This window comes from Streptomyces sp. NPDC039480, from assembly GCF_055597165.1.
In genome coordinates, this window is record NZ_JBVITX010000004.1 from 18,082 (window position 1) to 40,254 (window position 22,173).

The 22,173-nt window shown below is 72.1% G+C and carries 21 protein-coding genes; 13 read left to right on the forward strand and 8 right to left on the reverse strand.

Going from position 1 to position 22,173, the window contains the following annotated elements; translation table 11 throughout:
- Positions 1-36 precede the first annotated feature (36 nt).
- The 4 genes from ACZ56E_RS14135 to ACZ56E_RS14150 all read left to right on the forward strand — a co-directional run bounded on the left by ACZ56E_RS14135 (position 37) and on the right by ACZ56E_RS14150 (position 2,447).
- A complete protein-coding gene (locus tag ACZ56E_RS14135) occupies positions 37-678 on the forward strand; it encodes a CinA family protein (protein ID WP_471214794.1) in 642 nt (213 codons plus the stop codon).
- Positions 679-787: 109 nt separating this feature from the next.
- A complete protein-coding gene (locus ACZ56E_RS14140) occupies positions 788-1,162 on the forward strand; it encodes a helix-turn-helix domain-containing protein (protein ID WP_055564110.1) in 375 nt (124 codons plus the stop codon).
- Between the two features lie 206 nt (positions 1,163-1,368).
- On the forward strand, positions 1,369-1,839 hold the full coding sequence (locus ACZ56E_RS14145) for a Dps family protein (RefSeq protein ID WP_471214122.1): 471 nt from the start codon (positions 1,369-1,371) through the stop codon (positions 1,837-1,839).
- 266 nt (positions 1,840-2,105) lie between these two features.
- On the forward strand, positions 2,106-2,447 hold the full coding sequence (locus ACZ56E_RS14150; protein ID WP_471214796.1) for a hypothetical protein: 342 nt from the start codon (positions 2,106-2,108) through the stop codon (positions 2,445-2,447).
- Here ACZ56E_RS14150 and ACZ56E_RS14155 read toward each other — a convergent pair.
- The 3 genes from ACZ56E_RS14155 to ACZ56E_RS14165 form a co-directional block, all read right to left on the reverse strand.
- Positions 2,395-3,213, reverse strand: coding sequence for an SDR family NAD(P)-dependent oxidoreductase (locus tag ACZ56E_RS14155; RefSeq protein WP_471214124.1), 819 nt, complete (start codon positions 3,211-3,213; stop codon positions 2,395-2,397). The genes ACZ56E_RS14150 and ACZ56E_RS14155 overlap by 53 nt on opposite strands.
- A gap of 70 nt (positions 3,214-3,283) precedes the next feature.
- Positions 3,284-4,084, reverse strand: coding sequence for an Fpg/Nei family DNA glycosylase (locus ACZ56E_RS14160; protein ID WP_471214126.1), 801 nt, complete (start codon positions 4,082-4,084; stop codon positions 3,284-3,286).
- Between the two features lie 268 nt (positions 4,085-4,352).
- Entirely contained in the window at positions 4,353-9,038 is a 4,686-nt protein-coding gene (locus tag ACZ56E_RS14165) for an ATP-dependent helicase (RefSeq protein ID WP_471214128.1), read from the reverse strand.
- A gap of 79 nt (positions 9,039-9,117) precedes the next feature.
- On the opposite strand from ACZ56E_RS14165, the gene ACZ56E_RS14170 reads away from it, so the two are divergent.
- The 3 genes from ACZ56E_RS14170 (at position 9,118) to ACZ56E_RS14180 (ending at position 11,215) form a co-directional block, all read left to right on the forward strand.
- Positions 9,118-10,083, forward strand: coding sequence for an AraC family transcriptional regulator (locus ACZ56E_RS14170; protein ID WP_471214129.1), 966 nt, complete (start codon positions 9,118-9,120; stop codon positions 10,081-10,083).
- Between the two features lie 131 nt (positions 10,084-10,214).
- Positions 10,215-10,910, forward strand: a complete 696-nt coding sequence (locus ACZ56E_RS14175; protein WP_471214798.1) for an AzlC family ABC transporter permease — start codon at positions 10,215-10,217, stop codon at positions 10,908-10,910.
- Positions 10,907-11,215 (forward strand): AzlD domain-containing protein, encoded by a 309-nt coding sequence (locus ACZ56E_RS14180; RefSeq protein ID WP_471214131.1) that lies wholly within the window; start codon positions 10,907-10,909, stop codon positions 11,213-11,215. Before ACZ56E_RS14175 ends, ACZ56E_RS14180 begins: the two co-directional genes overlap by 4 nt.
- An 18-nt stretch (positions 11,216-11,233) precedes the next feature.
- Here ACZ56E_RS14180 and ACZ56E_RS14185 read toward each other — a convergent pair whose 3' ends face one another.
- Complete coding sequence (locus tag ACZ56E_RS14185; RefSeq protein ID WP_471214133.1) at positions 11,234-12,580, reverse strand: MFS transporter; 1,347 nt, start codon at positions 12,578-12,580, stop codon at positions 11,234-11,236.
- A gap of 125 nt (positions 12,581-12,705) precedes the next feature.
- Entirely contained in the window at positions 12,706-13,668 is a 963-nt protein-coding gene (locus tag ACZ56E_RS14190) for a hypothetical protein (protein WP_471214134.1), read from the reverse strand.
- 79 nt (positions 13,669-13,747) lie between these two features.
- On the opposite strand from ACZ56E_RS14190, the gene ACZ56E_RS14195 reads away from it, so the two are divergent.
- The 6 genes from ACZ56E_RS14195 (at position 13,748) to ACZ56E_RS14220 (ending at position 20,889) form a co-directional block, all read left to right on the forward strand.
- On the forward strand, positions 13,748-13,942 hold the full coding sequence (locus tag ACZ56E_RS14195) for a DUF3046 domain-containing protein (RefSeq protein ID WP_362992571.1): 195 nt from the start codon (positions 13,748-13,750) through the stop codon (positions 13,940-13,942).
- 104 nt (positions 13,943-14,046) lie between these two features.
- On the forward strand, positions 14,047-15,324 hold the full coding sequence (locus tag ACZ56E_RS14200) for an AI-2E family transporter (RefSeq protein WP_471214136.1): 1,278 nt from the start codon (positions 14,047-14,049) through the stop codon (positions 15,322-15,324).
- A 316-nt stretch (positions 15,325-15,640) separates the two neighbouring features.
- Entirely contained in the window at positions 15,641-16,765 is a 1,125-nt protein-coding gene (gene recA, locus ACZ56E_RS14205) for a recombinase RecA (protein WP_471214137.1), read from the forward strand.
- A 3-nt stretch (positions 16,766-16,768) separates the two neighbouring features.
- Positions 16,769-17,500, forward strand: a complete 732-nt coding sequence (gene recX / locus ACZ56E_RS14210; protein WP_471214138.1) for a recombination regulator RecX — start codon at positions 16,769-16,771, stop codon at positions 17,498-17,500.
- Positions 17,501-17,644: 144 nt separating this feature from the next.
- A complete protein-coding gene (locus tag ACZ56E_RS14215; RefSeq protein ID WP_471214140.1) occupies positions 17,645-18,316 on the forward strand; it encodes a helix-turn-helix domain-containing protein in 672 nt (223 codons plus the stop codon).
- Positions 18,316-20,889 carry an FtsX-like permease family protein gene (locus tag ACZ56E_RS14220; RefSeq protein ID WP_471214800.1) on the forward strand — a complete coding sequence of 858 codons (2,574 nt, stop codon included), beginning with the start codon at positions 18,316-18,318 and terminating at the stop codon, positions 20,887-20,889. Before ACZ56E_RS14215 ends, ACZ56E_RS14220 begins: the two co-directional genes overlap by 1 nt.
- Positions 20,890-20,969: 80 nt before the next feature.
- Here the strand turns inward: ACZ56E_RS14220 and ACZ56E_RS14225 are convergent, their stop codons facing one another.
- The 3 genes from ACZ56E_RS14225 to ACZ56E_RS14235 all read right to left on the reverse strand — a co-directional run bounded on the left by ACZ56E_RS14225 (position 20,970) and on the right by ACZ56E_RS14235 (position 22,080).
- A complete protein-coding gene (locus ACZ56E_RS14225) occupies positions 20,970-21,416 on the reverse strand; it encodes a rhodanese-like domain-containing protein (protein ID WP_471214141.1) in 447 nt (148 codons plus the stop codon).
- A complete protein-coding gene (locus tag ACZ56E_RS14230; protein ID WP_471214143.1) occupies positions 21,413-21,952 on the reverse strand; it encodes a cupin domain-containing protein in 540 nt (179 codons plus the stop codon). The genes ACZ56E_RS14225 and ACZ56E_RS14230 overlap by 4 nt, the downstream gene beginning before the upstream one ends.
- An 80-nt stretch (positions 21,953-22,032) precedes the next feature.
- Positions 22,033-22,080: a hypothetical protein gene (locus tag ACZ56E_RS14235; RefSeq protein WP_317987190.1), complete on the reverse strand. Its 48-nt coding sequence runs from the start codon at positions 22,078-22,080 to the stop codon at positions 22,033-22,035.
- Positions 22,081-22,173 lie beyond the last annotated feature (93 nt).

The window sequence follows — 22,173 nt, forward strand, 5'->3', positions numbered from 1 at the left end:
CCCGGGGTCTCGGGTGCTGAGCAGTCGGTGCAGTCGGTGCAGTCGGTGCAGTCGGCGCTGTCGGCCGGTGAGCTGCCGGCGAGCGCACTGGTGCGTCTGCTGGCCGCGCGCGGGGAGACGCTCGCCGTCGCCGAGTCGCTGACCGGGGGCCTGGCGGCCGCCGAGATCACGTCGGTGCCCGGCGCCTCGAAGGTCTTCCGCGGCTCCGTCACCGCGTACGCCACCGAGCTGAAGCGGGATGTTCTCGGGGTCGACGGCACTCTGCTGGACGAGCGCGGGGCGGTGGATCCCGAGGTCGCGCGGCAGATGGCGGACGGTGTCCGCGAGGTGCTCGGCGCGGACTGGGGGCTCGCGACCACCGGGGTCGCCGGGCCCGACCCGCAGGACGGACAGCCGGTCGGCACGGTGTTTGTGGCGATTTCGGGGCCGGATATCGCGGTTTCGAGGCCGGAAACCGTGGTTACCGAGTCAGATACCGAGTCCGAAGTCGAAAGCATGCGCGGTTACGCCGATGGCGGACCGCGTGGGAAAGTTGCCGCCCTGCGGTTGAACGGTGACCGCTCGGAAATCCGTATGGAGAGTGTGCGGAGCGTGCTCACGCTGCTTCTCCAGCAGCTATCCGGAGAACGTGCCGAGAATGGGCGGGCACAGGATACGGAACAGAACGGGGGGAATTGATGTTTGCAGCCCTGAGTGAACACGACATCGCTCCCCGCACGGCCGCCGCGCAAGGCGGTACGGTGGGGCGTGAAGGATGCGGCTACGCGGTCCGAGGAGGGAGCCACCGATGATTCTGCTCCGTCGCCTGCTGGGTGACGTGCTGCGTCGGCAGCGCCAGCGCCAGGGCCGTACTCTGCGCGAAGTCTCCTCGTCCGCCCGAGTCTCGCTCGGCTATCTCTCCGAGGTGGAGCGGGGGCAGAAGGAGGCTTCCTCCGAGCTGCTTTCCGCGATCTGCGACGCGCTTGACGTACGGATGTCCGAGCTCATGCGTGAAGTGAGCGACGAACTGTCGCTCGCCGAGCTGGCTGAGTCTGCAGCAGTCCCCGAACCGGTGCGCGCACCGGTTCGCTCGATGCTCAATTCCGTCTCCGTGGCCGGAGTGCCGCCGGAACGGGTCACGATCAAGGCACCCGCGGAGGCGGTCGACGTCGTCGCCGCGTGACGCGGTGCTGCTCTGAGCAGCTCCGAAGTGTGTGGAAGCCCCTGCCGGGTACCCGGTAGGGGCTTCTGCGTCGTATGAGCAGAGGCTGCTGTGTTGTACCGAGGTGGTCCCTGAGGAGCCAGACAGCCCCGAATCGACCTATTTGCAGCTTTTATGCCATGGTTGGTGGGGATTTACCTCATTCGCTCGTGAGTTGGAGGAGACAGATGTACGCCGTGAAGAGTCCGCTGTCCGAGGGAGATCTGAAGACGGTCTCGGAGGCCCTGCAGGGCGCACTCGTGGACCTCGTCGACCTGTCGCTGGTGGCCAAGCAGATCCACTGGAACGTGGTCGGCCCGCGCTTCCGCTCCGTGCACCTGCAGCTCGACGACGTCGTCGACACGGCCAGGCAGCACTCCGACACCGTGGCGGAGCGCGCCTCGACGCTCGGCGTCTCGCCGGACGGGCGCGCGGCGACCGTGTCGCAGAGCAGCGGGATCGGCAAGGTCCCCGACGGCTGGGTCAAGGACGTGGACGCGGTCGGGACGCTCGTGGACGCGCTGGGTGCGGTCATCACCCGGATGCGGGAACGCATCGACGCGACCGGTGAGGCTGACCCGGTCACCCAGGACATCTTCATCCAGATCTCGGCCGATCTGGAGAAGCACCACTGGATGTTCCAGGCCGAGAACAGCTGACGCGTTCGGCACGCCCCGGCCGGGAATGCAATCGGCCGGGGCGTGCTGTGTGAGGGCGTCTGCTGCGTGCGGTCGTCTGCTGTGCGAAGGGCGTCTGCCGGATGAGGGCGCCTTCCGTGCGGCGGTCCGCCGTTCGTGCGCTTGTGTGCCGGTGACGTGCTTCCGGCGCCGCGAGTACGCCCTCCCAGGGGGTGAACCCTGGCGTTTAGCGTCGACCTCGCGTTGGGCGGGAGGTGGCATCTGTGGCAGCCGTGAGCGGGACGACCGTGACCTGGCGGGCCGTGCGATGGGTGCCTGTCCTTGCGTTCGGCGCGCTGTGGTGGTGGGGCGTGCTGAGACTGGCCTTCGCGCCCGACGCGGGGGCGCTGGAGGGGGCGGTCGCGGCCGGCGGGTGGGGCTTGAGCGTGCTGCCCGTGCACTGTGTGCCGAAGGCGCGGGCGGAGGACGAGGTGGCGGCGGCCAGGCATGGCGGTAGGCGGCAGACCCCCGTCGTGGCGGCCAGGGCGTCGGACGGAGGGCGGCGGTGGCCCCGGGTTACGAAGGCGTGTGCCGGCGCTACCAAGGCATGGCTACGCCGCCGTTGGGGCGGAGGATCTGGCCCGTCGTGAAGGACGCGGCGTCGGACGCCAGGTGCAGCACCGCGTGAGCGATGTCGTCCGGTTCGCCGACGCGGCCGAGCGGTGACATGCGCACCATGAGCGCCTCGGTGTGCTTCTGGGCCTGCGTGTCGTGCCGGGCCGTCATGGGTGTACGGATCCAGCCCGGTGCGACGGCGTTGACGCGGATGCCGTGCGAGCCGACCTCGGTGGCCAGGGTCTTGGTGAGCTGGACGACGGCCGCTTTCGACGCGCCGTAGCAGAGGAGCCCGGGACCGCCCGTGTCGACGGCGCCGGACGCCATGGTGACGATGCTGCCGCCGGAGCCCGCCTCGATCATGATGCGGGCCGCGGCCTGGCAGGCGTACAGGACGCCCTTGAAGTTGATGTCCAGGACGCGGTCGAGATCCTCGTCGCGCGTCTCCAGGACGGGGCTGTTGTGCATGACGCCGGCGATGGCGGCGAGGATGTCGAGGCGGGGGCTGGTGGGGCGCGGTGGCGTTGAGGCGGCTGGTTCCGCTGCTGTCGCTGTTGCCGCTGCCATGACGGCTTGGTCGACTTGTGCGCGGTCGGTCACGTCCACGGGGTGGATGTGTGCGGTGCCGCCTGCCGTCTTGATGCGGGTGGCGGTCTCGTGGAGGCCCTGCTCGTCACGGTCGGCGCAGTGGACGGTGGCGCCCGCCTCTGCGAGGAGCAGGGCCGTCGCACGCCCGATGCCGCTCGCGGCGCCGGTGACGAAAGCGGTGCGTCCGGTGAGGTCGTACGCCTTGACGGGCATGACGGGACGGTACGACTGAACCTGACGGTGCGTCAACTAGGTGGCAAGGGCGTGGGGTTGCCGGGAGGGGTTACTGGGTCGGGCCCGGCTGGCAGGTGGGGCACCAGTAGGTGGGGCGGCTACGGGAGCCGTCGCCCTGTTCCCCGACGCGGACCGGGGTGCCGCAGCGCATGCAGGGCCGGGGTGCGCGCCCGTACACGAAGAGGCGCCGGCCGTTGATGTCCCGGCCCGTAGTGGTGCGGGAGGGCCGGTTGCGATTGGCTTCCAGGAGCTTCTTGGAGAGGGCGGGGAGGCGGGCGGCCTTTTCCTCGGGGAGCTCGCCGATCGGGAGCCAGGGGGTGACGCCCAGGATGAAGCAGATCTCGCTCTTGAAGACGTTGCCGATGCCCGCGAGATTGCGCTGGTCCAGGAGTGCCTCGCCGAGTGGGCGATCGGGCGCGGACAGGAGGTTGCTCAGGGCGCGCTCCGGGTCCCAGTCGGGGCCGAGGAGGTCGGGGCCCAGGTGGCCGACGGCCTTGTCCTCGTCGGTGGTGCGGAGCAGTTCGAGGACGGGCAGGCGATAGCCGACGGCGGTGCGCTCGGCGGTGCCGAGGATCGCCCGGATCTGGTGCCCGGGGCCGCCGCGCCATCGCTCGCCGGGGGCGAACAACCGCCAGGAGCCGTCCATCCGGAGGTGCGAGTGCAGGGTGAGGCCGCCCTCGATGCGGGTCAGGAGGTGCTTTCCGCGTGGGGTGACGTCCAGGACGGTGCGCCCGGTGAGGTCGACCGTCGCGAGCTTGGGCACGCGGAGGTCGGAGCGCGTGAGGACGTGCCCGGCGAGGGCGGAGTCCAGTCGCCGGGCCGCCTGGTGGATGGTGTCACCTTCGGGCATGGGTCCAGGGTGACATGGGCGGGGTGGAGGGGGGCGGGGGTGTCGGGGCTCGGCTGTCGGTGCACGAGCGCGGGTGCCGGGCGTGAGCGCGCGTGCCGCGCGTGAGGCGCGTGACGCTGCGTGGTCACGCGTGGAGGCGAAGGCGGCGTGGCGTGCTTGGTCAGGCGCGGAGGTGGCCGCGGGGGGCGGTGTGGTCAGGCGCAGAGGTGGATGCCGCGGGGGGCGGTGTGGTCACGCGCGCAGGCGAAGGCCGCGTGAGGTGGCATGGTCAGGCGCGCAGGCGGAGGCCGCGTGGGGTGGCGTGGAAGCCGGCTCCCTCCAGGAGAGGGGCGAAGGGGGACGTCAGGGCGGCGGAGCCGTTGACCCGCTCCACGGTGACCGTGCCGAGGGAACCCGCTCGGGCGGCCGCGGCCAGCGCTTCCGCGGCGGCGTGCAGCTGGGGGTCGTCGGCGACCGGGTTCTCCGGAGTGGCCGGCCAGGCCAGCAGCGTCTTGCCGCCGCGCTCCATGTAGAGCGTCAGCTCGCCGTCGACCAGGATGACGAGGGAGCCCGCCTTGCGGCCGGGTTTGTGACTCGCGCCGTTCGGCGGCTCGGGCCAGGGAAGGGCCGCCCCGTACGCGTTGGCGGGGTCCGCGGCGGCCAGGACGACGGCCGCCTGGGTGTCGGAGGGGCGCGAGCTGTCCGTACGGTCCCGGGCATTAGCTGTGGCGCGCAGGCGGTCCACCGCGCCGTCCATCGCGAACTGTGCGGCGCCCAGGCCCTCGACGACATAGCCCCGGCGCGCCTGCCCGCTGTCCTCGAAGGCCGACAGGACGCGGTACGTCGCCGAGAAGCCGCCCTCGACCCCTTCGGCCGCCACCGCGCCGCGGGTCACCACGCCGTGCCGGTCCAGGAGGGCGCGGGCCAGGGCGTGGGCGCGCAGGGTCGGGTCGGGCTCGCGGAGGGGGAGCAGCGACCAGCGGCCCGCGACGGTGGGAGGACCGGTGCGGGACGCGGTGCGGGCGGCGGCGGTGAGGCTTCCGTAGCGTCCGCGCGGGGTGCTGCGCTTGGCTCGGTGGGCCGTGGCTCCCGCCGTGCGGCCGGAGCCGAGGAGGGAGCGCATCGGGCCGAGTGTGTCGTTCGTGAGCAGGCCCGACCAGGCCAGCTCCCAGATGGCGTCGGCCAGTTGCGGATCCAGGGCGTCCGGGTGGGTGGTGGCGCGGACCTGGTCGGCGATCTGGCGGAAGAAGAGGCCGTACCCCCCGGAGAGGGTGTCCAGGACCGACTGGTGCAGGGCGGTGAGCTCCAGGGGGTGCGGGGGAGGCAGGAGCAGGGGTGCGGTGTCGGCCAGGTATAGGGAGACCCAGCCGTCCTTGCCCGGCAGGGAGCCCGCGCCGGCCCAGATGACCTCGCCGGCCGCGGTCAGCTCGTCGAGCATGGCCGGGTGGTAGCCCGAGACGCGTGAGGGGAGGACGAGCTTCTCGAGCGCGGAGGCGGGGACGGTGGCGCCCTGGAGCTGTTCGACGGCGCGTGCCAGGCCGTCGATGCCGCGCAGGCCGTGTCCGCTCAGGTTCTGCCACTGGGGCAGGAACTGGGCCAGTGCGGCCGGTGGCACCGGCTCCAGCTCGTGCCGCAGGGCGGCGAGGGAGCGGCGTCGCAGTCGGCGCAGTACCGCGGCGTCGCACCACTCCTGGCCGATGCCCGCCGGGTGGAACTCTCCCTGCACCACGCGGCCGTTCGCCGCGAGGCGTTGCAAAGCGCCCTCCGTGACCGCCGCTCCCAGGCCGAAGCGGGCGGCGGCGGTGGCGGACGTGAACGGGCCGTGCGTCCGCGCGAAGCGGGCGAGGAGGTCGCCGAGAGGGTCCTTGACGGGCTCGGTGAACGCCTCGGGGACGCCCACCGGCAACGCCGTGCCGAGGGCGTCGCGCAGCCGGCCCGCGTCCTCGATCGCCGCCCAGTGGTCCGCGCCGGCGACGCGGACCCGGATCGCGCGGCGGGCGGCCGCGAGCTCCTCGGCCCAGCCCGGCTCGGCGCCGCGCTCGGCCAACTCGTCCCCGGTGAGCGGCCCGAGGAGCCGGAGCAGGTCGGCGACGCCTTCGGAGTCCTTGACGCGGCGGTCTTCGGTACGCCACTGAAGCTCCTGCTCCAGCTCCGTCAGGACGTCCGCGTCGAGCAGTTCGCGCAGCTCTGCCTGGCCGAGGAGCTCCGCGAGCAGCCGGGAGTCCAGGGAGAGTGCCGCCGCGCGCCGCTCGGCGAGGGGGGAGTCGCCCTCGTACAGGAACTGGGCGACGTACCCGAACAGGAGGGAGCGGGCGAAGGGGGAGGGCTCGGGTGTGGTCACCTCGACGAGGCGGACGCGGCGGGACTCGATGTCGCCCATCAGCTCGGTCAGTCCCGGTACGTCGAAGACGTCCTGGAGGCACTCCCTGATCGCTTCCAGGACGATCGGGAACGAGCCGTACTCGCTGGCGACCTCCAGGAGCTGGGCGGCGCGCTGGCGCTGCTGCCACAGCGGGGTGCGCTTGCCGGGGCTGCGGCGCGGCAGCAGCAGCGCGCGGGCGGCGCATTCGCGGAAGCGGGAGGCGAACAGCGCCGAGCCGCCCACCTGATCGGTGACGATCTGGTTGACCTCGCCCTTGTCGAAGATCACGTCGCCGGCGCTGACCGGGGCCTTCTCCGCGTCGTACTCCACAGGGGGCGCGGTGGGCTCCTGGTCGAGCAGGTCGAAGCCCATCAGGTCGGCGTCGGGCAGCCGCAGCACGATGCCGTCGTCGGCGTGCATGACCTGGGCGTCCATGCCGTACCGCTCGGTGAGGCGGGCGCCGAGGGCGAGGGCCCACGGGGCGTGCACCTGCGCTCCGAAGGGGGAGTGCACGACGACCCGCCAGTCGCCCAGCTCGTCGCGGAACCGCTCGACGACGATCGTGCGGTCGTCCGGGATGTGCCCGCAGGCCTCGCGCTGCTCCGCGAGGTACGCCAGGACGTTGTCCGCGGCCCAGGAGTCCAGGCCCGTGGCGAGGAGCCGCCCGCGCGCGTCCTCCCGCGAGAGCGCGCCGACCTCCCGGAGGAACGCGCCCAGAGCGCGGCCCAGCTCCAGCGGTCGGCCCAGCTGGTCGCCCTTCCAGAAGGGGAGGCGGCCCGGGACACCGGGGGCGGGGGAGACGAGGACCCGGTCGCGCGTGATGTCCTCGATGCGCCAGGAACTCGTGCCGAGTGTGAAGACGTCGCCCACCCGGGACTCGTACACCATCTCCTCGTCGAGCTCCCCGACCCGGCCGCCGCCCTTCTTGGGGTCGGCGCCCGCGAGGAAGACTCCGAAGAGGCCCCGGTCGGGGATGGTGCCTCCCGAGGTGACCGCCAGGCGCTGCGCTCCGGGCCGCCCGGTGACCGTGCCCGCGACGCGGTCCCAGACCACGCGCGGACGCAGCTCCGCGAACGCGTCGGAGGGATAGCGCCCCGCGAGCATGTCCAGGACCGCCGTGAACGCGGACTCCGGAAGCGAGGCGAAGGACGCCGCCCGGCGGACCACCGTCAGCAGGTCGTCGACCTGCCAGGTGTCGAGTGCGACCATCGCCACCAGCTGCTGGGCCAGCACGTCCAGTGGGTTGGCCGGGATGCGCAGGGACTCGATGGAGCCGGTGCGCATCCGCTCCGTGACGACGGCGGCCTGGACCAGGTCTCCGCGGTACTTCGGGAAGACGACTCCCGTGGAGACAGCGCCCACTTGGTGCCCCGCCCGGCCCACGCGCTGGAGCCCGGAGGCCACCGACGGCGGCGACTCGACCTGCACGACCAGGTCGACCGCGCCCATGTCGATGCCCAGCTCCAGGCTGGACGTGGCGACGACGGCCGGCAGCCTGCCCGCCTTCAGGTCCTCCTCGACCTGTGCGCGCTGCTCCTTGGAGACCGACCCGTGGTGGGCGCGGGCCAGGAGGGGCGGGGCGCCCTTGGCGGCGCCCGCCTCCGCCATCAGCTCCGCCGGGGAGTGGTCCTCGGGGAGGGCTTCGCCGGTCGCCCGTTCGTACGCGATCTCGTTGAGCCGGTTGCAGAGGCGCTCGGCCAGCCGGCGGGAGTTGGCGAACACGATCGTCGAACGGTGGGCCTGCACGAGGTCGGTGATGCGCTCCTCGACGTGCGGCCAGATCGACGGGCGCTCCGCCTCGGCTCCCGGGCCGTCCTTGGCGTCGCTGGCCGGGGACCCGCCAAGCTCCCCGAGATCCTCCACAGGAACGACCACCGACAGGTCGAACTCCTTGCCGGACGGCGGCTGGACGATCTCGACCTTGCGCTTGGGGGACAGATAGCGCGCCACCTCGTCGACCGGGCGCACCGTCGCCGACAGGCCGATGCGGCGCGCGGGCTTCGGCAGCACCTCGTCGAGCCGCTCCAGGGACAGGGCGAGATGGGCGCCGCGCTTGGTGGCCGCGACCGCGTGCACCTCGTCGAGGATCACTGTCTCGATGCCGGTCAGCGCGTCCCGCGCGGCCGAGGTGAGCATCAGGAAGAGCGACTCGGGCGTGGTGATCAGGATGTCCGGCGGGCGGGTCGACAGGGCCCGGCGCTCGGCGGCCGGGGTGTCACCCGAGCGGATGCCGACCCGCACCTCGGGCTCGGGCAGACCGAGCCGCACCGACTCCTGGCGAATGCCGGTCAGGGGGCTGCGCAGATTACGCTCCACGTCCACCGCGAGGGCCTTCAGCGGCGACACGTACAGCACCCGGCAGCGCTTCTTCGGGTCGGCGGGCGGCGGGGTCGAGGTCAGCTGGTCGAGCGCGGCGAGGAACGCGGCCAGGGTCTTTCCGGAGCCCGTGGGCGCGACGACCAGCACGTCGGAACCCTCCGAGATGGCGTGCCACGCACCGGCCTGGGCGGAGGTGGGCGCGGAGAAGGCCCCCGTGAACCAACCGCGGGTCGCGGGGGAGAATCCGGCTAGGGCGCTGGGGGCGCCGGGCGCACTGGACGCGGAGCTGACCATGCCCCCATCGTGCACCCCACCACTGACATCGGCGCCGACCTGCGAAAAAGAGGTTGCGCGCCCGTCGCAGAATGGGTGCATGGCGGGTGCGGCGGGGCAGGCGCGGGGTGGGAACGGGGCGTGTTCGGCGGAGCGGGCGCGGCGTGGGGACGGGCCGGGTTCGGCGGAGCAGGCGCGGCATTGGCGGTACGCGGAGCTGCCGGGCGTCGACCTTCTGCGGGCGCGCTACATCCGCAGGACGTTCGTGCGGCACACCCACGAGCACTTCGTGATCGCCGCGATAGCCGAGGGCGTCGACGTCTTCCGGCACAGCGGGGCCGACCGGCACGCGGGTCCGGGAACCCTCGCCCTGATCAACCCCGACACCCCGCACACGGGCCGGGCCGGCGCGCCCGAAGGCTGGCGCTACGGGGCGGTCTACCCCGCGCCGGAGGTGGTCGCCGCCATCGCGGCGGAAACGACGACCCTCCGGGGCGCGCCCGGATTCCTCCGCCCGGTGCTCGACGACCCGTACTCCGTGGCGCTCGTACACCGCGTGCTGCATGCGGCGGAGGACGGCAACGCGCTCGCTGCCGACACCCTGTTGCGGGTGGCGGTCACCCGGCTGCTGCGCCTCAACGGCGGCCCCCTGCCGCAGCGCACCGTGCGCACGGCGGGCGCGAGGACGGCGGCACGCGCGCGTGCCGTCCTCGAGGACAGCCTCGCCGATCCACCGAGTCTGGAGCGGCTCGCCACCGACCTCGGCACCAGCCCCTTCGCCCTGCTGCGCGCGTTCCGGGACACGTACGGCATGCCGCCGCACGCCTGGCTCACCGACGCGCGGGTGCGCCGGGCCCGGCACCTTCTCGACGCGGGCACGGCGCCCGCCGACGCGGCCGTCGCCGTGGGCTTCACCGATCAGCCGCACCTCAACCGGCACTTCACCCGGATCGTGGGGGTGCCCCCAGGGGCGTATCAGCGCGAGCGCAAGAACGTACAAGACCCGGGCGCGGGGCCACTCGTACCGTCCGGTGCGTGGCAGAACAGACGCCCCCTGCGGGCCTAGACGCACCAGACAGCGCACGCATACGCGCACAAGCCGAGCCCAGCCCTCCGGAGGAGCGGGATGCACTTCCGGAGGGACAGGATGGACGTCCAGAGGGGCGGGATGCACTTCCAGAGGAATACGGCACACCCCTGGAGAAGCCCGACGCAGCCGTCGTCCGTGACGCGCTCGGCGTCGGGGTCGCCGTTGGACTCTCCGGCTTCGCCTTCGGAGTGACCTCTGCGGGCAGCGGTCTCACCCTGCTCCAGACCTGCGCGCTGAGCCTGTTCGTGTTCACCGGTGCGTCGCAGTTCGCCCTGGTGGGGGCGCTCGCCGGCGGCGGGAACCCGTTCACGGCCGCCGCGGGCGCCTTCTTCCTCGGAGTGCGCAACGCGTTCTACGGACTGCGTCTCTCGCAGCTGCTCGCCCTGCCCCGCGCGATCCGCCCGCTCGCCGCGCACTGGGTCATCGACGAGACCACGGCCGTCTCCCTGGCCCAGCCCACGCGGCGCAGCGCCCGCATCGGCTTCACCGTCACCGGGCTCAGCCTCTACGCGCTCTGGAACCTCACCACGCTGCTCGGCGCGCTGGGCGCCGAGGCGATCGGCGACACCGACGCGTGGGGCCTCGACGCGGCCGGTCCCGCGGTCTTCCTCGCGCTGCTCGCACCGATGCTGCGTACCTCTACGGAGCGTGCCGCCGCGAGCGTCGCCGTACTCCTCGGACTGGGCCTGCTGCCGGTACTGCCCGCGGGCGTGCCCGTCCTGGTCGCTGCTCTCGCCGTACCGATCGTCCTCTACGTAGAGGGCCGACGGGCCCGCGACGACGCACGGAGGGAGGGCCGGTGAACGTCTGGATCGCCATCGGAGCGACCTTCGTCAGCTGCTACCTCGTCAAGCTCGCCGGTCTACTGGTGCCCGCGGGCGCCTTGGAGCGACCGCTCGTCCGACGGATGGCAGCCCTGCTCCCCGTGGCCCTGCTGGCGGCTCTCACGGCCCAGCAGACCTTCGCCGAGGGACAGACACTCGGCCTGGACGCCAAGGCGGCAGGGCTCGCCGCAGCGGCTTTGGCGCTGCTGCTGCGCGCGCCGTTCCTCGTCGTCATCGCGACGGCCGTCGTCGTCACGGCGGGACTTCGGGCGCTCGCGGGGTGAGGCGCGTGACACGTCGGTTCAGGGGACGAGCGGCACCCCCGCCGACGGGGCCTCGGAAACCCCGAGTCGTTTCGCGGTCGCTTCCGGACGGCAGAAGAGCGCCGCCAGGACGCCCGCGGCCAACAGCAGCCCCGAAGTCAGCAGCCAGCCCTGCTCGTAGCCCACGGACACCGTGTCCGCCCGGTCCACCACGCCGCCGAGAACCAGCGGCGACAGGATGCCGCCGAGCGCGTACACGAAGGTCAGCACGCCCAGCACGACGCCCCGTTGGGAGGGCGGGGCGATGCGGGCGCACGCCGTCATGGCCACCGTGAGCGTGATCATGGCGAGGGTCATGGGGCCCAGCATCAGAGGCACCTTGCACCACATCGAGCCGACCGTTCCGAACACGGCCACAGCACAGCCCGAAACCACCATGAGCAGTCCGGCACCCGCCCCCACCGGCAGCCGCCGGCCGGTCGGCTCCCGCCGGGCGGAGCGCTGTGAGATCAGGCCGTGGACGAGCAGCACCACGCCGTTGGCGAGGGCTCCGACACCCACCAGCGTGCCGGCCCGGTTGAGATCCCAGCCCACGACGCTCTCCAGGTAGTCCGGTGTCCACGTCAGCAGGGTGCTCATCAGCCAGTACGCGGCGAAGGCGCCGAAGGCCGCCGTCATGAAGGTGCCCGAGAGCAGAACGGCGCGCAGCGGGACCCTGTCCGACGCGGGTGTGTCCCCGCCGCCCCTGCTGCTCTCCGCAGCCCTTCCGACCTGTGGGGCAAGCGGCCCCTCGGCGCCCCAGATCTGCCAGGCCACCGCCCAGACGAGACCGACGAGCCCTACCACCCCGAACGACCAGCGCCAGCCCCACTGGGTGATCACCCAGCTCAGTACGGGCGCGGCCACGGCCACTCCGGCCGCCGCGCCGAACAGCAGGACCGCGGTGGGAAGGGCCCGTTCACGCTGCGGGAACCAGCCGTGGACGTGGTGGATGGCCACCGGCGCGGAAGGGCCTTCCGCCGCGCCCAGGAGGACCCGCGTGGCCACCAGCGTGCCGAACCCCGCCGCGCCCCACACCATCGGCAGCTGCGCGGCCGACCACAGCAGCACGAGCACCAGGAGCAGCGGGGTCGTCCGCACGCGCCGGGTCAGCAGAGAGACCCCGAGGGCCGCTACGGAGAAGAGTGCGAAGAACGCCGACTGTGCCGTGCCGAACTCCTGCCGGGTGAGGTCGAAGTCCGCACGGATCTCCGGCCCCGCGAGCCCTAGGACCGCCTTGTCGGCGAAGTTGACCACCATGAAGGCCAGCAACAACCACGTGGTGCGCCAGGCCCCGCTCACCAGCGGCGACCGTTCGGGAGTGGTGTGCGGCTCTGGCGGATGCACAGGCAAGAGTGTCGGGCCCCGGAGCCGGATCGACCAGCGTTCGTACGGAAAGAGCGGAAAGAAGCGCCGGCGGGGCGGGAGGGTGCCGCCCCCCCCCGGTCAGTCGGCGGAGGGTCGCCCCCCCATCAGTCGATGGGCCGCCCGTACGCCCGGAGCGTGCGCAGTGCCTCGATGGTGACGATCGGACGCGACTCCAGGGCCGTGCCCGGCGCCCACTGCCGCCAGCGCACGGGCCAGCCGGCGTCCGCCTGCTGTTCCCGGGCCAGGAAGTCGAGTGAGCGGTCCATCTCCGCGTCGGTGAACCACGCGCGCGCGAGCGATTCGGGAACCTTCGCGTAGTCATGCGGGAAGTGGTGCTCGCCCGGCGCGTAACCGGGCGCCACGGGATATGCCTCCAGGTCGTCCGGGTCCAGCGCCGCGAGCCGCTGCTGCCGCACGAGGCGGCCGAGGCGGTCGGCGGCGGCACGCGCGCGTGGGCGGTCGGGGACGCCGTCCAGGAAGGCGACGGCCGCCTGGATCTCGTACGGATGCGACTCCTCGAGCGATTCGACGGCCGCCCAGCAGAAGTCCGTGGCCCGGAAGAGCCAGGCGTGCCACACCTCGTTGCGGTGCAGCAGGCCCACCACGGGGCCGGTGGCGAGCAACTCGCCGGGCGGGTCGTCCACGACCGGTACGAACGGCGCCGAGGGGTAGCCGCGCTGGCTGGGATGGATCGCGGGAAGGGCGCCCTCCGGAGTCGACACCGAGGTCAGATACCGGCACACGCGCTCCACCCGCTGTCCGCCGCAGCGGCGGATCGAGTCCAGCACGCGCAGTGCGTGCGCCGTGTGCAGCGGCTGGCCGACGGGGCCGCGCAGATCGGGTTCGAGCGCATAGCCGTACCCGCCGTCACCGGTGGCGTACGAGGTCAGAGCGGTCTCGACCGCGTCCGCGGCCGCGTCGCCGCCCGCGCCGTCGAGGAAGTGGTACGCGAACCGTCGCTGCTCGAGGACGCGTGCGGTGAGCCAGACGAAGTGCTCGGCGCGGGCCAGCGGGGAGAGCGTGCCGGGGGAGGGCACTGCGTCGGGGGATGCTCCGGTTTCGGCCATGCTCCGACGGTAGGGCGGAAAGCGTTTCCGGCAAGCCCCCTGTGCCCGGCTGCACTCTCAGGGGCGCGATACTGGAGGCATGCGGTTGACGGTCTTCTGGCAGCGGATGGCGGCTCACTTCGGTGCGGCGTACGCCGACTCCTTCGCGCGCGATCACGTGATGACGGAACTGGGCGGCCGTACGGTCAACGAGGCGCTGGACGCGGGCTGGGAGGCCAAGGACGTCTGGCGTGCGGTGTGCGCGGCGATGGACGTACCGGCCGACAAGCGCTGACCACCGGCGGTTCATCGCCGTCGGAGGGCGCCACGCGCGCGTGGGGCCGTCCCAAGATGTGAGGGTGGCGGCCGATTGCCCGCGGCGTGAGTGAGACTTGCTCCGTGGCACCGACAGAAGAGACCGCGCAGGTCACCCAGGACACCGTTCCGCCCGGCACGACGCCGCCCGCACAGCCCCCCGCCGGGGCCGAGGCAGGGCACGGCGCCCGCATGCCGCGCTGGCTGCCGCGCGCCATGGTTCTCGCCCTCGCGCTCATCGCGTGCTTCCAGCTGGGCAGTTGGGCGTTCCACCAGCTGACCGGGCTGTTGATCAACGTGTTGATCGCGTTCTTCCTGGCGCTCGCGGTCGAGCCGGCGGTCAGCTGGATGGCGGCGCGCGGGCTGCGCAGGGGCTTCGCCACCTTCCTCGTCTTCCTGAGCGTCGTGATCGCGAGCGCGGGCTTCGTCACACTGATGGGGTCGATGCTCGCGGGCCAGATCGTCGACATGGTCGAGGACTTCCCCGACTATCTCGACAAGGTCATCAGCTGGATCAACCAGACCTTCCACACGGACCTCTCCCGCGTCGAGGTCCAGGACAGCCTGGTCCACTCCGACTGGCTCCAGAAGTACGTGCAGAACAGCGCGAGCGGCGTCCTGGACGTCTCCGCGCAGGTCCTCGGCGGTCTCTTCCAGCTCCTGACGATCCTGCTGTTCTCGTTCTACTTCGCGGCGGACGGCCCGAGACTGCGGCGCGCGCTGTGCTCGGTGCTGCCGCCCGCCAAGCAGGCCGAGGTGCTGCGGGCCTGGGAGATCGCGGTCGACAAGACCGGCGGCTACCTCTACTCGCGCGGCCTGATGGCGCTGATCTCCGGTATCGCGCACTACATCCTGCTCCAGGTGCTGGACGTCCCCTACGCGCCCGTGCTCGCCGTGTGGGTGGGCCTCGTGTCGCAGTTCATCCCCACCATCGGCACGTATCTGGCGGGCGCCCTGCCGATGCTGATCGCCTTCACGGTCGACCCCTGGTTCGCGCTCTGGGTGCTGATCTTCGTGGTCGTCTACCAGCAGTTCGAGAACTACGTGCTGCAGCCCAAGCTCACCGCCAAGAGCGTCGACATCCACCCCGCGGTCGCGTTCGGCTCGGTCATCGCGGGCACGGCGCTCCTCGGCGCGGTCGGGGCGCTCATCGCGATCCCCGCCGTCGCGACGCTGCAGGCCTTCCTCGGGGCGTACGTGAAGAGGTACGACGTCACGGACGACCCCCGGGTCCACGGGCACCGACGTCAGGTGGGCGCACCTCTCCTCGCGCGTATGCGGGGCGCCCTGCGGGGGCCGAACAGGCCGGGGGCGCCGCCGGAGGCGGACAGCGCGGAGCCGAAGCGGGACGGGCGTCGGTAGCGGTCCGAGGATGTGGCGGGTGGGGGCCTGAGGCTTGGGCTTCGCCCGCCACGCCGCTGTTGCGCCCGGGCGGCGTGCCACGCTTGACACTAAATTCGAACATCCATTCTTATGGGATGGCCGGGCGGTGATTCTGCAAGGTGAGCGGGGGAACCCCGGGACGCTCCGGAGGATTTCGGCGCGGGATCGACGAAGGATCGTCGAGGGATCGCGTCGAGTTATCCACAGGCTGGACGGGCGTCGGGGCGGATTGTCAGTGGCAGGCGTTAGCGTCTTTGACGTGAAGCGATCGACTCAAGCAAATCGGGTGGAACCCATGGCAGGAACCGACCGCGAGAAGGCGCTGGACGCCGCGCTCGCACAGATTGAACGGCAATTCGGCAAGGGCGCAGTGATGCGCATGGGCGAGCGGCCGAACGAGCCCATCGAGGTCATCCCCACCGGGTCGACCGCGCTCGACGTCGCGCTCGGCGTCGGCGGCATCCCCCGCGGCCGAGTGGTGGAGGTGTACGGCCCGGAGTCCTCCGGTAAGACGACCCTCACCCTGCACGCCGTGGCCAACGCCCAGCGGGCGGGCGGCGCGGTGGCCTTCGTGGACGCCGAGCACGCCCTCGACCCCGAGTACGCGAAGAAGCTCGGCGTCGACATCGACAACCTCATCCTGTCCCAGCCGGACAACGGCGAGCAGGCCCTCGAGATCGTCGACATGCTGGTCCGCTCCGGCGCCCTCGACCTCATCGTCATCGACTCCGTCGCCGCCCTGGTGCCGCGCGCGGAGATCGAGGGCGAGATGGGCGACTCGCACGTGGGTCTTCAGGCCCGCCTGATGAGCCAGGCGCTCCGGAAGATCACCAGCGCGCTCAACCAGTCGAAGACCACCGCGATCTTCATCAACCAGCTCCGCGAGAAGATCGGTGTGATGTTCGGCTCCCCGGAGACCACGACCGGTGGCCGGGCGCTGAAGTTCTACGCCTCGGTGCGCATGGACATCCGCCGCATCGAGACCCTGAAGGACGGCACGGACGCGGTGGGCAACCGCACCCGCGTCAAGGTCGTCAAGAACAAGGTCGCGCCGCCCTTCAAGCAGGCCGAGTTCGACATCCTCTACGGCCAGGGCATCAGCCGTGAGGGCGGCCTGATCGACATGGGCGTCGAGCACGGCTTCGTCCGCAAGGCAGGCGCCTGGTACACCTACGAGGGCGACCAGCTCGGCCAGGGCAAGGAGAACGCTCGCAACTTCCTGAAGGACAACCCCGACCTCGCCAACGAGATCGAGAGGAAGATCAAGGAGAAGCTGGGCGTGGGCGTGAAGCCCGAGGCCCCGGCCGCCGAGCCGGCCCCGGACGCGGCGGGCGCGGCCCCGGCCGACGACGCCGCCAAGACGGTGCCCGCGCCGGCGGTCAAGACCACCAAGTCCAAGGCCGCGGCGGCCAAGAGCTAGTCCGTGACACGACGAACCGACTGGGCGGACCACACCGCCCCCGAAAGCCGCACCGGCCCCGCCGGGCGGGGCCACGGGGACGGTGCGGATCAGGACGGCACAGGCCGGGACGGCGGCCACCGGGACGGAGACGGCCGGAGCCGTGGGCGCCGACGGCGGCGCGGCGGGTTCGGCGGCGACCAGGACAGCGGTTCCCCTTCCTCGTCGAGGGCCGAGAAGGGGGAGCCGCCCACGGGGGACCCGGCTGAGCGGGCGCGGGCGATCTGTCTGCGCCTGCTCACCGGTACACCGCGCACGCGCAAGCAGCTCGCCGACGCGTTGCGCAAGCGGGAGATCCCCGACGACGTGGCGGAGGAAGTGCTCTCCCGCTTCGAAGAGGTCGGGCTGATCAACGACAGCGCCTTCGCGGACGCCTGGGTGGAGTCCCGGCACCACGGCCGGGGCCTGGCCCGCCGTGCGCTCGCGCGGGAGCTGCGCACCAAGGGCGTGGAGTCCACGTTGATCGACGAGGCCGTGGGGCAGCTCGACTCGGAGCAGGAGGAGGCGACGGCCCGCGAGCTCGTCGCCCGCAAGCTCCGCTCCACGCGGGGCCTCGAGAGGGACAAGCGCCTGCGCCGCCTCGCAGGCATGCTCGCCCGCAAGGGGTACGGAGAGGGCATGGCCCTCAGAGTGGTGCGGCAGGTACTCGAGGAAGAGGGCGAGGACACCGAGGACTTGGGGTACGGGGCGTTCTGAGCGGGCCGCCCCCACGGGGGTGGGGCGGCAGCCAGAGCGATTCCCGTATCCCAACCCGCGCTCCGCAGGGTGGGGTTATCCCCCCTGCGGAGACGCCGGACCACCGCAGTGCACATCGACCTGTGCACAGACGACTGTGTACGCATGGCACAGGAACCCGGCACGACCGGCGTGGCGCGGCCCGACGACCCACACGGGACGGGGGCCCCGGCTCCGCAAGAACTGAGCGACCTGCGCGTTCTCAAGGCGCTCGCCCAGCCGCGGCGGCAGCAGATGCTGCAGCACCTCACCGTGCACGGCCCGGCCACCTCCGCGACGCTCGCCCGCGCCCTCGGCCTCAACACGGGGGCGACCAGCTACCACTTACGCGAACTCGCCCGATACGGCTTCGTCGAGGAGACGCGTGGCTCGGGACACGGGCGTGAGCGCTGGTGGCGGGCCGTTCCTGGCGACCGGCGCTTTCCGCCGCGCAGTCGGCAGAGCCCCGAGACGCGGCTCGTCATGGACGAGCTCAACAACCTCTCGTACACCGCCGACCTGGAACTCTTCGCGCGGCTGCAGCGGGAGCGGAGCCAGGAGGAACAGGGGCCGAACGCCGCCGAACCCGACGAGTGGGCCGACGCGCTGCCCTACTCGCGGGGCACGATCCGGCTGACCCTCCCCGAACTCCACGCGTTCTTCGAGGAGTACATCGCGCTGCTCAACCGCTACAAGCGGTCCGACGCGGACACCCCGGCAGACGCCCGCACCGTCCTCACGCGCTTCCTCGCCTTCCCCGCACCGAAGGCCTTCCCCGAGCCGGAGACCTCCTCATGATGATGCTGCGCTACGCCCTTCAGACGGTCAGAGACCGCAAAGGCGGATTCCTCGGCGCCTTCCTCGCGCTGATGTGTGCCGCGGCCCTCATCACGGCCTGCGGCACCCTCCTGGAGACCGGCCTGCGCGGCACGATCAAGACCGAGCGCTACGCCGCGACACCCGTCATCGTCTCCGCGGACCAGAACGTCCACCAGACCACGGTCAAGCACAAGAAGGGCAAGACCAAGGTCAAGCACAAGAAGGGCAAGACCAAGGTCAAGCACAAGGCGAAACCGATCGCCGAGAGAGCCTGGCTGCCGGCCGCCGACATCGAGGACAGGCTCAAGAGGGTGCCGGGGGCCGCTACGGTCGTGCCCGAACTCACTTTCCTCGCGCAGCCGTTGTTGCCTGACGCTGCAAGGGGCGCCGGTAAACCCTCGTACGGGCATGCCTGGAAGTCCGCCGTGCTCACTCCCTTCCGCATCGTCGACGGAAAGGCTCCGCGCGCGGCTCATGATCTGGTCGTCGATCGTGACCTCGCCGAACGCGCGAGTCTGAAGCCGGGTGACCATCTGACCGTCCAGTCGACGCAGAGCCCGCGCGACTACCGCATCACCGGCGTCGCCGCACCCGAGGCAGGCGCCCTGGCGCACCAGACCTCGCTCTTCTTCTCCTCCGGGGAGGCCGAGCGGCTCGCCGCGCACCCCGGAAAGGTGACCGCCTTCGGTGTCGTACCGGACGAGGGCACCTCCGTCGCCGACCTGAAAGAGGCGGTCGAACGCGCTCTCGACGGGACGACGGCCCAGGTCAGCGCCGGGGACGGCCGCGGGCCCGTGGAGTTCCTGGACGCGGCGGGAGCGCGCGTCAAGCTCGTCAGCATGGGCGGCGCCATGGGTGGCACCTCCCTTCTGGTCGCCGTCCTCGTGGTCGTCGGCACCTTCGCCCTCTCGGTCCAGCAGCGCCACCGCGAACTCGCCCTGCTGCGCGCCGTCGCCGCGACCCCGCGGCAGATCCGCAGGCTGCTCGGCCGTGAGGCGTTGATCGTCGGTGCCGTCGCGGGGACCACCGGCGCGTTCGCCGGAATTCCGCTCGGCGGCTGGCTGCACGGCCGATTCGTGGCATCGGGAGTCGTGCCCGCCACCCTCGAACGCGCCGTCAGCGCCTTCCCGCCCCTCGTGGCCGTGGCCGCCACCCTGCTGGGTGCCTGGGCCGCCGCCCGCATCGCGGGGCGCAGGATCGCCGGGATCCGCCCGGCACAGGCACTCGCCGAGGCACGGGTCGAGCGGCGTGGGCCCGCCTGGGGCCGTATCGTCGCGGGTCTGGTGCTTCTCGCCGGAGGGATCGTCCTGGTCGCCGTGCTGAGCGTGCTGCACACCGAGGCGGCATCGACTCCCGTCACGTTCCTGGCCGTGGTGGTCTTCGCCTGTGCCATCGCGCTCCTGGGGCCGCTCGTGGTCCGGGCGGCTGCGGCACTGCTGCGGGGCCCTCTCCGGCTGACCGGCCCCGGCGGCAGGCTCGCCCACGCCAACCTGCGCGGCAACGCGGCCAGGATGGCGGCCGTCGTCACTCCGCTCGCCCTTCTCACCGGCATGACCTGCACGGTGCTCTTCGTCCAGCCCACCCTTGACGACGCCGCCCGCGCCCAGGCCCGCGAAGGCATCCGCGCGAACTGGGTGCTGGCCGCGCAGGGGCCGGGCGTCCCGGCGGAGGCCGCACGGAAGCTGCGTACGACCGAAGGCGTCGAGGCCGCCACCGAGGTCGTCCGCACGACGGTCCGTGTCGGGCTCGACAAGTACCCGGCGCAGGGCGTCACCCCCGAGGGCCTCACCCGGACCTGGGACCCGGACGTCACCGCCGGATCGCTCGAGGACTTCGACGAGGACACCGTTGCCGTGAGCGAACTCGCCGCCGACCGGCTCGGCCTGAAGCCGGGCAGCACGCTCAGGTTCACCCTGGGGGACGGCACGAAGACGGAACTCACCGTCCGCGCCGTGTACGCACGCGGCCTCGGGTTCGGCGATCTGACCATGGCGCACGACCTGGTCGCCCGCCACGTGGACAACCCGCTCGCCGGCACTGTCCTCGTCAAGAGCGGCCGTACACAGGAACAACTCGCGGCGGGCGTCCAGAAGTTCCCCGGCGTACGCGTTCTCTCCCCGGCGGCCGCGGACGGTCTCCAGGCCGAGAGCCGACAGGCCAACGCCGAGGTGAACCTCCTGGCGATGGGCCTGGTGCTGGCCTTCACCGCCATAGCTGTCGTCAACACCCTCGCCATGTCCGTCTCCGAGCGCGTGCGTGAGTTCGCGATGCTGCGTCTCGCGGGTGCCACGCGCCGCCAGGTCCTGCGGATGCTGCGCGCCGAGGCGCTGTCGGTCCTGCTCATCGGCGTCGCGCTGGGCAGCGGGGTGGCGCTCGCCGTCCTGACGGCGTTCAGCGTGGGGATGACCGGCAGTGCGGCACCGACGGTCGTCCCCTTGGTGTACGTCTCCGTGGTGGCCGTCGCCGGGCTGCTCGCCCTCGCCGCGACCACCCTGCCGGGCCGCGTCGCCCTGAGGCCGCTTCCCGTCACGGTGGCGACGGCCAAGGAGTAGAGCCTGTACGCGAAGGGTGCCCCCTCTTGAGGAAGAGCTTGAGGGAAAGCTTCAGGAAAGGGGCACCCACGCGCGCGTGCTCACGTCCCGGCGGCCACCACCGGCAGCCCGGCCGCCCGCCACGCCTGGAAGCCGCCGACGAGATCGGTGGCGTGGCGCAGCCCCAACTGCCGCAAGGAGGCGGCCGCGAGGCTGGACGCGTACCCCTCGTTGCAGACCACGACGACGCGCAGGTCGTGACCGGTGGCCTCCGGAGCGCGATGGCTGCCCTGCGGGTCGAGGCGCCACTCCAGCTCGTTGCGTTCGACGACGAGCGCTCCGGGGATCAGCCCGTCGCGCTCCCGCAGCGCCGCATAGCGGATGTCGACCAGCAGGCCTCCGCTCTCGGCGGTCTCGTACGCCCTCTCCGGAGTGAGCCGATCGAGGCCGAGCCGCACGCGCTCCAGCAACTCGTCAATGCCCAGCGGCTGTTCACCGGCAGGCTGCCGACCGCTGTGCTCTCCGTCGCTTCGCTCTCGGTCACTCACTGCCAGTCCTCCGGGCGCTCCACGGACTCCAGGCGGAGCACGTCACCGGTGCGGCTGTAGCGGCGGATCCGTGGCAACGGCGGGTAGTAGGCGTGTACGGAGACGGCGTGTTCGGTCGTGGACTCGTTCAGCACCTCGTGCACGTGGTTACGGCCGAAGGCGCGGCCCTCGCCGGCCGTCAGCTTCCGTTCGCGGTCGACGTCGTCGGAGAGCTCCAAGGTCTTCCACCCGTCGGTGGGCAGACGGGCGGCGAGCGAGTTCTCCTTGAGGGTGCCCGTCGCGGTGAGGAAGGCGCCGACCGACTCCGCGTGGTCGTGCCATCCGGTCCCCGTGCCGGGCGGCCAGCCGATCAGCCAGGCCTCGCTGCCGCCGGGCCCCTGCAGCCGCACCCAGGTCCGGCCCTCGGGGTCGAGCGGCAGGGAGGCGACGAGCTCGGGATCGGACGCGGCGCGGCGGACGAAGTCGAGGAGTTCGGCGGCGGTGGGCGCCGAGGAACGCGCGGTCGAGGGCGCGGGGGAGGAAGGGGCAACAGACACGGGTACCGTCCTGGAAGTTCGCGGAAGCGCGCGCGAGACAGCCCGGAACGGGGCTCGGCGCGCGAGGGAGAGATGCGAGTTCAGCAGGACGGGTGACACACGCAGCCTGCGTAGCGGACGAGGTCCATGTGGACCCTCCGCCACAGGCGAACATCGGTGTCGGTCACGATCCGGAGTAGACCATGAGGCCCGAGGCCGGTCAACCCTGGCTCAGCATGCGA

Bases quoted from the DNA above. Each gene is read 5' to 3' on its own strand.
- ACZ56E_RS14140 (WP_055564110.1), top strand. From the start codon at position 788: ATGATTCTGCTCCGTCGCCTGCTGGGTGACGTGCTGCGTCGGCAGCGC.
- ACZ56E_RS14155 (WP_471214124.1), bottom strand. From the start codon at position 3,213: ATGCCCGTCAAGGCGTACGACCTCACCGGACGCACCGCTTTCGTCACC.
- ACZ56E_RS14195 (WP_362992571.1), top strand. From the start codon at position 13,748: ATGCGGTTGACGGTCTTCTGGCAGCGGATGGCGGCTCACTTCGGTGCG.
- ACZ56E_RS14190 (WP_471214134.1), bottom strand. From the start codon at position 13,668: ATGGCCGAAACCGGAGCATCCCCCGACGCAGTGCCCTCCCCCGGCACG.
- recA (WP_471214137.1), top strand. From the start codon at position 15,641: ATGGCAGGAACCGACCGCGAGAAGGCGCTGGACGCCGCGCTCGCACAG.
- ACZ56E_RS14160 (WP_471214126.1), bottom strand. From the start codon at position 4,084: ATGCCCGAAGGTGACACCATCCACCAGGCGGCCCGGCGACTGGACTCC.
- ACZ56E_RS14220 (WP_471214800.1), top strand. From the start codon at position 18,316: ATGATGCTGCGCTACGCCCTTCAGACGGTCAGAGACCGCAAAGGCGGA.
- ACZ56E_RS14165 (WP_471214128.1), bottom strand. From the start codon at position 9,038: ATGGTCAGCTCCGCGTCCAGTGCGCCCGGCGCCCCCAGCGCCCTAGCC.
- ACZ56E_RS14170 (WP_471214129.1), top strand. From the start codon at position 9,118: ATGGCGGGTGCGGCGGGGCAGGCGCGGGGTGGGAACGGGGCGTGTTCG.
- ACZ56E_RS14215 (WP_471214140.1), top strand. From the start codon at position 17,645: ATGGCACAGGAACCCGGCACGACCGGCGTGGCGCGGCCCGACGACCCA.
- ACZ56E_RS14145 (WP_471214122.1), top strand. From the start codon at position 1,369: ATGTACGCCGTGAAGAGTCCGCTGTCCGAGGGAGATCTGAAGACGGTC.